8 protein-coding genes are annotated in these 10,332 nt (G+C 58.6%); 3 read left to right on the forward strand and 5 right to left on the reverse strand.

Annotation, left to right across the window (positions count from 1 at the left end; genetic code table 11):
• Nucleotides 1-69: 69 nt before the first annotated feature.
• Together norV and norW are read left to right on the forward strand one after the other, a co-directional pair.
• The gene (gene norV, locus AC6CWS_RS11140; RefSeq protein WP_023290776.1) at nt 70-1,518 is read left to right on the forward strand and encodes an anaerobic nitric oxide reductase flavorubredoxin; all 1,449 of its coding nucleotides are present in this window, start codon (nt 70-72) and stop codon (nt 1,516-1,518) included.
• A complete protein-coding gene (gene norW / locus AC6CWS_RS11145) occupies nt 1,515-2,651 on the forward strand; it encodes an NADH:flavorubredoxin reductase NorW (RefSeq protein ID WP_065883436.1) in 1,137 nt (378 codons plus the stop codon). Before norV ends, norW begins: the two co-directional genes overlap by 4 nt.
• A 1,203-nt stretch (nt 2,652-3,854) precedes the next feature.
• Here the strand turns inward: norW and AC6CWS_RS11150 are convergent.
• Complete coding sequence (locus AC6CWS_RS11150) at nt 3,855-4,802, reverse strand: hydroxyacid dehydrogenase (protein ID WP_065881930.1); 948 nt, start codon at nt 4,800-4,802, stop codon at nt 3,855-3,857.
• On the reverse strand, nt 4,799-5,494 hold the full coding sequence (locus AC6CWS_RS11155; RefSeq protein WP_032453868.1) for an RraA family protein: 696 nt from the start codon (nt 5,492-5,494) through the stop codon (nt 4,799-4,801). The genes AC6CWS_RS11150 and AC6CWS_RS11155 overlap by 4 nt, the downstream gene beginning before the upstream one ends.
• 166 nt (nt 5,495-5,660) lie before the next feature.
• On the opposite strand from AC6CWS_RS11155, the gene AC6CWS_RS11160 reads away from it, so the two are divergent.
• Complete coding sequence (locus tag AC6CWS_RS11160; RefSeq protein WP_023290781.1) at nt 5,661-6,377, forward strand: IclR family transcriptional regulator; 717 nt, start codon at nt 5,661-5,663, stop codon at nt 6,375-6,377.
• 39 nt (nt 6,378-6,416) lie between these two features.
• Here AC6CWS_RS11160 and AC6CWS_RS11165 read toward each other — a convergent pair whose 3' ends face one another.
• Genes AC6CWS_RS11165 through AC6CWS_RS11175 form a run of 3 tightly spaced genes read right to left on the reverse strand, consistent with a single transcriptional unit; the run spans nt 6,417 to nt 10,123 of the window.
• Nucleotides 6,417-7,751 (reverse strand): MFS transporter, encoded by a 1,335-nt coding sequence (locus tag AC6CWS_RS11165; protein ID WP_065881932.1) that lies wholly within the window; start codon nt 7,749-7,751, stop codon nt 6,417-6,419.
• Nucleotides 7,752-7,809: 58 nt separating this feature from the next.
• Entirely contained in the window at nt 7,810-9,078 is a 1,269-nt protein-coding gene (locus AC6CWS_RS11170; protein WP_032453870.1) for an MFS transporter, read from the reverse strand.
• On the reverse strand, nt 9,068-10,123 hold the full coding sequence (locus tag AC6CWS_RS11175) for an amidohydrolase family protein (protein WP_065881936.1): 1,056 nt from the start codon (nt 10,121-10,123) through the stop codon (nt 9,068-9,070). The genes AC6CWS_RS11170 and AC6CWS_RS11175 overlap by 11 nt, the downstream gene beginning before the upstream one ends.
• Between the last annotated feature and the right edge of the window lie 209 nt (nt 10,124-10,332).

A 10,332-nucleotide genomic window follows, 5' to 3' on the forward strand; every position in this document is an offset into this window, starting at 1 on the left:
AAAACTGGCACGCAACTTGTAATACATCAATCAACTGACTTTGAACACACTGTATTAATTGAGGTTGCTATGTCTATTGTGGTGAAAAATAACATTCTTTGGGTTGGCCAACGTGACTGGGAAGTGCGTGATTTCCACGGCACCGAATATAAAACGCTGCGCGGCAGCAGCTATAACAGCTATCTCATCCGCGAAGAGAAAAACGTGCTGATCGATACCGTCGATCATAAATTCAGCCGCGAGTTCGTGCAGAATCTGCGCCGCGAAATCGACCTCGCCGACCTCGACTACATCGTTATTAACCACGCCGAAGAGGACCACGCCGGCGCGTTGACTGAGCTGATGATGCAGATCCCGGATACGCCGATCTACTGCACCGCCAACGCCATCGACTCCATCAACGGCCACCACCACCATCCGGAGTGGAACTTCCACGTGGTGAAAACGGGCGACACCCTCGATATCGGCAACGGTAAGCAGCTGATCTTCGTGGAAACGCCAATGCTGCACTGGCCGGACAGCATGATGACTTACCTGACCGGCGACGCGGTGCTGTTCAGCAATGACGCCTTCGGCCAGCACTACTGCGACGAACATCTGTTCAACGATGAAGTGGACCAGACTGAACTGTACGAACAGTGCCAGCGCTACTACGCCAACATCCTGACGCCCTTCAGCCGCCTGGTGACGCCGAAAATTAACGAAATTCTCGGCTTCAACCTGCCGGTAGCGATGATTGCCACCTCCCACGGCGTGGTCTGGCGCGATAACCCGACGCAAATCGTCGAGAAATACCTCGAATGGGCGGCGGATTATCAGGAAGATCGCATCACGATTTTCTACGACACCATGTCCAACAACACCCGCATGATGGCGGACGCCATTGCCCAGGGGATCACCGAGGTCGACCCACGGGTGGCGGTGAAAATCTTTAACGTCGCCCGCAGCGACAAAAACGACATTCTGACCAACGTTTTCCGTTCAAAAGGCGTGCTGGTGGGCACCTCCACCATGAACAACGTCATGATGCCGAAAATTGCCGGGTTGGTGGAAGAGATGACCGGGCTGCGTTTTCGCAACAAACGCGCCAGCGCCTTTGGCTCCCACGGCTGGAGCGGCGGCGCGGTAGACCGCCTGTCCACCCGCCTGCAGGATGCCGGATTTGAAATGTCCCTGAGTCTGAAGGCCAAATGGCGCCCGGATATCGACGCGCTCGAACTGTGCCGCCAACACGGGCGCGACATCGCCCGCCAGTGGGCGCTCGCTCCACTGCCGGTTGCTGAAGCGACAGTCACGCCGGAACAACAGGAGTGCGCCTGTGCCGCCGCCGCGGCCGCCGATCTCGGTCCCATGATGCAGTGCAGCGTCTGCCAGTGGGTGTATGACCCGGCGAAGGGCGAACCTAACCAGGATGTGCAGCCGGGTACGCCGTGGAGCGACGTGCCGGATAACTTCCTCTGCCCTGAATGTTCGCTGGGTAAAGATGTGTTTGATGTTCTGGCGACGGAGGCAAAATGAGTGATGGCATCGTCATCATCGGCTCGGGCTTCGCGGCCCGCCAGCTGGTGAAAAATATTCGTAAGCAGGATGCCGAGATCCCGCTGACCCTCATCGCCGCCGACAGCATGGATGAGTATAACAAGCCCGATCTCAGCCACGTCATCAGCCGCGGACAGCACGCCGACGATCTGACTCTGCAAAGCGCCGGCGAGTTCGCCGAACAGTACCACCTGCGCTTGTTTCCCCATACCTGGGTGAGCGATATCGACGCTGAAAACCATCGGGTGAAAAGCCTGGATAAGCAGTGGCGCTACGACAAACTGGTGCTGGCCACCGGCGCCACGCCGTTTATCCCCCCGGTGCCGGGCCGCGAGCTGATGCTAACGCTGAACAGCCAGCACGAATATGGCGCGGCGCAGAGCCAGCTCCGCGACGCCAGCCGGGTGCTGATCGTCGGCGGTGGCCTGATTGGCTGCGAGCTGGCGATGGATTTCTGTCGCGCCGGTAAAGCGGTGACGGTGGTCGATAATGCCGCCAGCGTGCTGGCAGCGCTGATGCCGCCGGAGGTCAGCAGCCGTCTGCAGCATCGCCTCACCGGGATGGGCGTCCATCTGATGTTAAAAACGCAGCTGGAAGGGCTTGAACACACCGCCGACGGCATCCGCGTCAGTCTCGACCGCCAGCGCGCGATAACCGTCGATGCGGTGGTGGCCGCCGCCGGCCTGCGCCCGGAAACCTCGCTGGCGCGCCACGCCGGACTGCAGATTAACCGCGGGGTGGTGGTCAATAGCCAGCTGCAAACCAGCGACCCGGCGATTTACGCCCTCGGCGACTGTGCGGAAATCAACGGTACGGTACTGCCGTTCCTGCAGCCGATTTTGCTCAGCGCCATGTGCCTGAGTAAAAACCTGCTGGCGCAGGCAGGCGAACTCAAGCTGCCGCCAATGCTGGTGAAGGTGAAGACCCCGGATCTGCCGCTGCATCTGGCCGGCGACACCCGCCGCGAGGATCTGACATGGAACATCGTGGCCGCCAAAGAGGGGCTGGTGGCAAAAGGGCTGGATGCGGCGAATCAACTGCGCGCCTTTGTGGTCAGCGAAGACAAGATGAAAGACGCCTTCGCGCTGCTCAAACAGCTGGTGAGTGAATGACCTTCCAGGCAGCCCTGTTTTGCCGTTAGTTTGCCGGGTGGCGCTACGCTTACCCGGCCTACGGATGTAGCCCGTAAGCTCAGATACGGTAGGCCCGCGCAAGCGCAGCGCCGCCGGGCACGCGTTCATTACCTCCCAGGCAACCCTGTTGCACGGTTAGTTTGCCGGGTGGCGGCTGCGCCTTACCCGGCCTACGGATCGTGCGACCTGTCGTTGATTTACCCACTTGCGCGACTGAAACTGCCGGTGCTGACGGCCTCAAAATCGCTGAGACGTTCCCGGAAGGCCGGGGCAGCCCGCATGGATGCGGGCTGAGGGCCGTGTTTTGCACGGACGCTGCCTCGGCCCGACCCGAAGCCTGCAGGGATAAGTCGAAGGGACCGCGCAGCGGCGATTTTGCTGGCCGGAGCCCGGGGGTACAGGGGGCGGCGGCGACTGGCCGCCCCCTGTGCGCTCCCTGCGCCATGCCAGGCATAACGCAGACGATTAACCGGGAGCGCAATGTACGCTGAAATCACACGCGACAGACGCTTTTTGCCGGGTGGCGCTACGCTTACCCGGCCTACGGATGTAGCCCGTAAGCTCAGATACGGTAGGCCCGCGCAAGCGCAGCGCCGCCGGGCACGCGTTCATTACCTCCCACGCAACCCTGTTACGCCGCCATTTTGCCGGGTGGCGGCTGCGCCTTACCCGGCCTACGGATCGTGCGACCTGTCCTTGATTTACCCACTTGCGCGACTGAAACTGCCGGTGCTGACGGCCTCAAAATCGCTGAGACGTTCCCGGAAGGCCGGGGCAGCCCGCATGGATGCGGGCTGAGGGCCGTGTTTTGCACGGACGCTGCCTCGGCCCGACCCGAAGCCTGCAGGGATAAGTCGAAGGTACCGCGTAGCGGCGATTTTGCTGGCCGGAGCCCGGGGGTACAGGGGGCGGCGGCGACTGGCCGCCCCCTGTGCGCTCCCTGCGCCATGCCAGGCATAACGCAGAAGATTAACCGGGAGCGCAATGTACGCTGAAATCACACGCGACAGACGCTTTTTGCCGGAGTGAGAAAATGGCAATCCAATAACCGTATCTGCAATACACGCATCCCTGTTGCGCCGCCAGTTTGCCGGGTGGCGCTACGCTCACCCGGCCTGCGGATGCCGCCCGTAAGCTCATCAGGGCGAAATAATTAACCGGAAGCGCAGGTTCGATTAACACTTAATACGTTGTTTCTGTCTGAGCCGACTCCTGCAGCGCCTGCAGAATATTGGCCGCGGCAGCGGTCCCCATTTTCACGTAAGAGGCATCGCTTACGCCGCCCACATGCGGAGACAGAATCACATTATCGATCGCCTGCCAGATGTGAGGCGTGGTTAATGGTTCACTGTTAAAGCTGTCGAGCGCCGCCCAGCGCAAGGTCCCCGCTTTTAATGCCGCGGCCAGCGCCACATCGTCAATCAACCCGCCGCGCGCGGTATTGACCAGGATGGCGCCCGGCTTACACAGCGCCAGCGTGGCGGCATTGATCATTCCCCTGTTTTGTTGCGTCAAGGGGCAATGAAGGGACAGCACATCGGCCTGCCTGAGCAGATCGTTAAGTTCAGCAACACGTTCACATCCCGGCGGGACCGCTTTCGCATAGGGATCGTAAGCCAGAACCTTCATACCAAAGGCACAGGCAATCTTCGCCACCCGGCTGCCAATGGCGCCCAGGCCGATGAGTCCCAGCGTTCTGCCCTCAAGCTCAAGCGATTTATGCGTGGATTTATCCCAGTGCCCTTCACGCAGGCGGCGGTCGAGCGGAATGACCGACTTAGCACAGGCCAAAATTAATGCCCAGGTATGTTCGGACACCGCGGCGGCATTCGCCCCGATCGCTGCGCGAACCAGAATGCCGCGCGCGGCAGCCGCCTCGGCGTCAATGACATCAATGCCGCTGCCATGTTTGGCAATCACCTTCAATGCCGGGGCGGCATCCATAACGGCGGCAGTGATGTGGCCATAGCGCACCAGGATCGCGACGGGATTGTGCTGCTGGCACAGAGCGATCAGCTGGGCCTCTGTAGGCTGGCGGCCGGCAAAGACAAGTTCGTAATCTTCCAGCATCCCCAGCGCCGCGTCAGCCAAATCGCTGCCGGTAATCAGTACCACGTTTTTAGCACTCATGGCAGCGTCTCCCCTTCGCTCAGCATCCCCGCCTGACGCAGGGCGCCCTCCAGCCAGTGCGGACGTAGATCGCCATCGCGGATAGCAACCAGACGTTTTGCTTCCATCTCCAGTTTGCCTTTCGCCAGTTCGATGATGGTGCGGACTTCCTCGCGTGGGATAACGACCACGCCGTCAATATCCCCGACCACTAAGTCCCCCGCCTGCACCGCGGCGCCGCCGACCGAAATGGCATGGTTGACCCGGCCAGGAATGAACTTGGTCGGGCCGCACGGGTTCAGGCCGGCAGCGAACACCGGGAAGCGTTGTTTGCTTAAGGTCTCCGCATCGCGAACGGCGCCATCGATAACGATCCCGGCGATACCGCTGGCCTGCGCCTGCGTGGCCATGATCTCCCCCAGCAGCGCGCAGGAGAGATCGCCTTTCCCGTCGATCACTAATACATCGCCAGGTTTAGCGACGGCCATCGCGGCGTGAATAGCCAGGTTATCCCCCGGGCGAACCTCGACGGTAATCGCCGGCCCGGCGACCGCCATATGCGGCGCCAGCGGCTTGATGCGGCCATGTAATGTGCCACGGCGTCCGGCCACGTCAGCCAGAATGGCGGCCTGAAATTCGGCGGCCTGACGGACTTCTTCCGCGGTAACACGCGCAATAGCAAAATTGATGAGTTTCTGTTGCGAAGCAGGCATGGTGACTCTCCATTTGTTTTACTAGATACAACTCATGTGTACTATATAAAACAACTATACGTGCATTGCTTCGCTTTTCGCCAGTGTTGCGAAGTTGTTTGTGATGTAAACACGAAGTTACTCACAAAATTCAGGTACAATTTTGTTCGGCAAAAAGGAGAACATGATGGGGAATGAAGGCGTAATTGCCGTTGAAAAGGCGCTGGCTTTACTTGATTGCTTCCGTCCCGGTAATGACAGTCTGACGTTAACGGAGCTGGCCCAGCTTTCGGGATATCACAAAACAACCGTTTATCGCCTGATGAATTCGCTTGAGCGAATGAACTACATCATCCGGCACGACGATGGCACCTATACGCTCGGCCACCGTCTGCTCTATCTTGGCAAGCTCTATGAGCAATCATTTGAACTTGCCAGAGTGGTACAACCGGAATTGCAGGCGCTGTCACAGGCCTCCAGCGAAAGCGCAAGCTGGTATGTGATTGAGGGGGGGCAACGCCTGTGTCTGTTCCGCGCCGAAGCCTCCCAGGGATTGCGCCACAGCAACCTGCCTGGCAGCCAGTTCCCGCTGGATGGTTCCGCTATCAGTAAGGTTTTACGCCGCTGGGGATTGGGTGAATCGTTGCCGGAAGACGAACCGACGCTGCCGTTCTATACCTCCGGCGCGCGCGACCCGCACACCGCGGCCTTCGCCATGCCAGTGTTTGGCGTCCACGATAAACTGATCGCGGCGCTGGCCCTGACCGGGCCGGCATCGCGTCTGACGGAAGATCGTAAAGCGAGCGGCATCAGCCAGCTCATGCAGGAGACGGCCAACCGCCTGTCGCTCAAGCTAGGCGCCAGTAAGACATTCTGCGAAACGTTTTACGGTGTGAAAGAGTAAGCTTTGCTGAGAAGGCGGGAAAAATCCCGCCTTTGCTTATTAATGGGTCACCTGTTTTTCCTGCCTGACCGTCTGCGAGTAACGGCGCCCCATGACCAGCACCGCAATGCCGCCTGCCAGACACAAGCCTGCCAGCGGGAGCATCGCCAGCGTATGGCTTCCTGTCCGTTCGCTAATCATGCCGTAGGCATTCACCATCACCGCGCCGCCAATCAGGTTGGCGATCGCCCCGATGGCCGCCAGCCCGGCGGCGGCTGAGGTGCTGCTCATCCAGCCCGACGCCAGCGCCCAGAAAGGCCCCTTCATCGCATAAGCGCCAATCAGAATGGTGCTGAGGATCGCAATGGTGGCCGGCAGCGACAGATTGATAAACGCCGCAAACACGCCGCCCGCGATCATAAAGAGGGTGAGCGCCGTGTGCCAGCGGCGTTCATTACTTCGATCCGAACTGCGCCCCCAGACAATCATCAGCACCGAGGCCAGACCATAGGGGATGGCATTAAGCAGCCCGGTGGTCAGGTTATCCAGATGGAACGACTTCAGCAGCTGGGGAGACCAGACGCTAAGGGTCGTGCCGGCAGAAGAGGCGCCGGCGTAAATCAGCGCCATGAGCCAGATTTGACGGTGCTTCAACAGTTGCCAGGTGGAGGTGTGGCCGATCTGTTTCTGCTGTTGGCGCTCCGCCTGAAGCGTGTTTTCCAGCCATGCTTTCTGACGATCGTTTAACCAGCCAGCCTGGTGTGGACGGTCCCGCAAGATGAAAAACGCGGCTATCCCCAGCAGGACCGCCGGCAGCCCTTCAATAATGAATAACAGATGCCAGCCGCGCAGGCCTAACCACCCATCCATCATCAGTATCAACCCGGAAAGCGGGGAGCCGATAAAGTTAGCCAGCGGAATGGCCACCATAAACGAGGCGATGATCCGCGCCCGGTAGCGCGACGGGATCCACCAGGTAAGATAGAGCACCACGCCCGGGAAAAAGCCCGCTTCGGCAGCCCCCAGCAAAAAGCGTACGATGTAAAGGGAGGTAGAATTTTGCACCAGCGCCATACACATCGATACCACTCCCCAGCTGATCATAATGCGCGGGATCCACAATCGTGCCCCCACCTTCTGCATCGCCAGGTTGCTGGGTACTTCAAAGATAAAGTAGGCCACAAAATACAAGCTGCTGGCGAAGCCGAAAGCCGCCTTACTCAGGCCCAGATCCTGATTCATCTGCAGCGCCGCCATGCCTATGTTGCCGCGGTCAATAATCGATACCAGGTAGCTCACCACCAGGAAAGGCAGGATGCGCCAGATAACCCGTCGCAGGGTTTCTTTTTCCAGCGCGTCGTTATCGCTCGCGCGGTGCGGTAATTGATCGGTCATGGTTTCCTCGCAGGGTTTCATTATGTTTATCAGGAAAACGATGTAGAGAAGAAATAAGTTACTTCAGCTTGATGCCTCTGGTTTCCGGCGCTCGCCACACCACCAGCATCGCCGCAAGGAACGCAACCACGGTCGTCGCCAGTCCCGCGGTGAAACCGCCAGCGTTGGCGACAGCGCCAATTAGTAGCGGCGCAATAAATCCGCCCAGACGGCCTCCGTTATAGGCGAGCCCCATCAGGAAGCCCCGGGATGAGGTGTCCCCGATGATTTCCGCCAGGAAGGGTCCCGAGCCCGCAAAAATACCGTTAACCCCGAAACCGGCCATGAAAATCGCCACCATCAGAATGAAGGGTTGCGTGGTCACAAGGTACAGCGCGACGGCAATGGCGCCGGTTAACAGATAAATCAGGAACATCGGACGGCGTCCCCACTTATCCGCCAGCACCGAAAACACCAGAAAACCCGCGATGGCCCCAGCCTGCAGCGCAAGTACAAACTTCAGGCTGTGCAAAAAATCCAGATGTTTGACTTCCCGCAGATAGGTGGGTGTCCAGGTAAATACGCCCCAGAACAGATACTGAATAAAAAAGATAAAGACAAAGGCCAACAGCAGACCTCGCAGATTCTGTTTACCCAGCTTTACGGCAGGTTGACGACTCGTCGCCTTCGCCTGTTGACGAGCAAGCCAAACCTGCGATTCCGGTGTGAACCAGGCGACCACACTCATAATGAATACCGGCAGCGCGCCGATCATAAAGAGATAGCGCCATGCACCCTGCTCCAGGCCGCCGTTAACCGAGCTGACGATTGCCGTCAGGCTGATAGCCAGAATCGCGCCAACAGGTAAGCCCATTTGCATCAACGCGCCGCCGCGCGCGCGCCGTTCAGGTCGCCAGGTTTCAGCAATCAGCGCCGCGCCCGAGGTCCACATTCCGCCCATACCCAGCGCGCCGCAAAAACGTAAAAGCGCGAAATGTTGTTGATCGTGCGTAAAGGCTAACAGGCCGGAAAAGAGTGAATAGATGGCGATACAGATCAGCGCCGTTTTCACACGCCCAATTTTGTCGGCGATAAAACCAAACAGGATCCCGCCAATAATCTGCCCCCCGGCCGTGACGCTGATAAACAGCCCAAGCTCGGCTTTATTAATACCGAACACCACGCCCAGCACTGGTAACAGCAATGAAAGGAGAAAGGAGTCGTAGCTTTCAAATGTCCAGCCAAGGCCGCCCAGCGCCAGCGTCCGCCTCTCAGCGACGCGTTGTGGCAATGCGTCAGGCGTCGCTTTAGTCGCAGTAAATTGATTTAGCTCGCTTTTACTGGTCATTGATATTCTCCACAGAGGTTAACCGATAACAGGTTGCGGCGGTACGCCAGAACAACTGCGCCTGTTCGTCAGGGGACGCCTGTTGCGCCAGGCGTTTACAGGCGTTCCAGAAAACGCCGTAGCTGAACATGCCTTTATCGACGGGAAAGTTGCTGGCGAACATGCAGCGTTCGGCACCGAAAAGAGAAACGATGGTCTCAAACCACGGCATCCATGCCTGTGCCAGCATTTGCGAATCCGGCGGCGTCTCTGCCGCTGCGAAGTGAAACCCCCTGACCGTCATCCCAAAGCCGCTAATTTTTACGCATACGTTCGGCAGTTCCGCCAGACGTCGCATACCGTTTCGCCACTGCTGAAACATGTCCGGATCCCGTTCTGAACAGGGTCCAACGCCGACCGGCCCGCCGCAGTGATCGATCACAATCTGTAACGTTGGTATTTCCCGCGCCAGATCGGCAATCTCCTCCAGCTGCGTGTGGTAAACCCATACATCGAGCGACAATGCATGCCTCGCGAGACAGGCAGCGCCCCGGCGGAACGGAGCGGTCTGCGCCAGGCCTGCCGGTGGCGTAACCGGGCTGGAGGTTACCCGCGGATCGGGATGCCAGGCCAACGGATTGCGCATCCCACGCAGCCGCCCGCCGGATAACGCTATCGCGCGCTCAATGGCAGGCTGCATCGCGTCCCCCGCCAGTAAACTGAGCCCGCCGATGATGGCTTCGCATCCGAGCGCGTTTGCATAATGTCCGCTGGCGAACATCGCGGCGATACCGCTGGCAAACTCGATTTCACCAAGCGGTTTAAGCGTCTCCGGCCCGTCGCGACGCAACATAGAGCGGCATTGCACATAGACCGATGAGACAACGCGATGCCCTGAGGTCTGGATATCGTCGCTGAACTCATGGGTGAGATAGCGGCCGGTTTGCCGATCCCAAAGATGATGATGCGCATCAATGATGGGCAGCTCGGGTTGTAATGGCGCTTCACGATGTAACGCAAGCCACTCGTTTCTGACCGCAAGGTGCGGCGCGGTAACGATCTCCATGAACACCTCGTTTTGTTTTACCCTGTACAACAGTGTTTTATTTTACAAAACTACTATAACGAGGCTGCCGTGTTTTTATCCAGTTAACGATTGGTTTAAATGATGTAAATAAGAGGTGAATCACAGATGTATAAGGTCGTTAAAAGCGGGGGAAGGGAGGAGCTAACAGAAATTAATATGTTTTCAAGAAGTTAAAAATCAGCCTGAGC

This window comes from Klebsiella sp. M041, assembly GCF_059759695.1.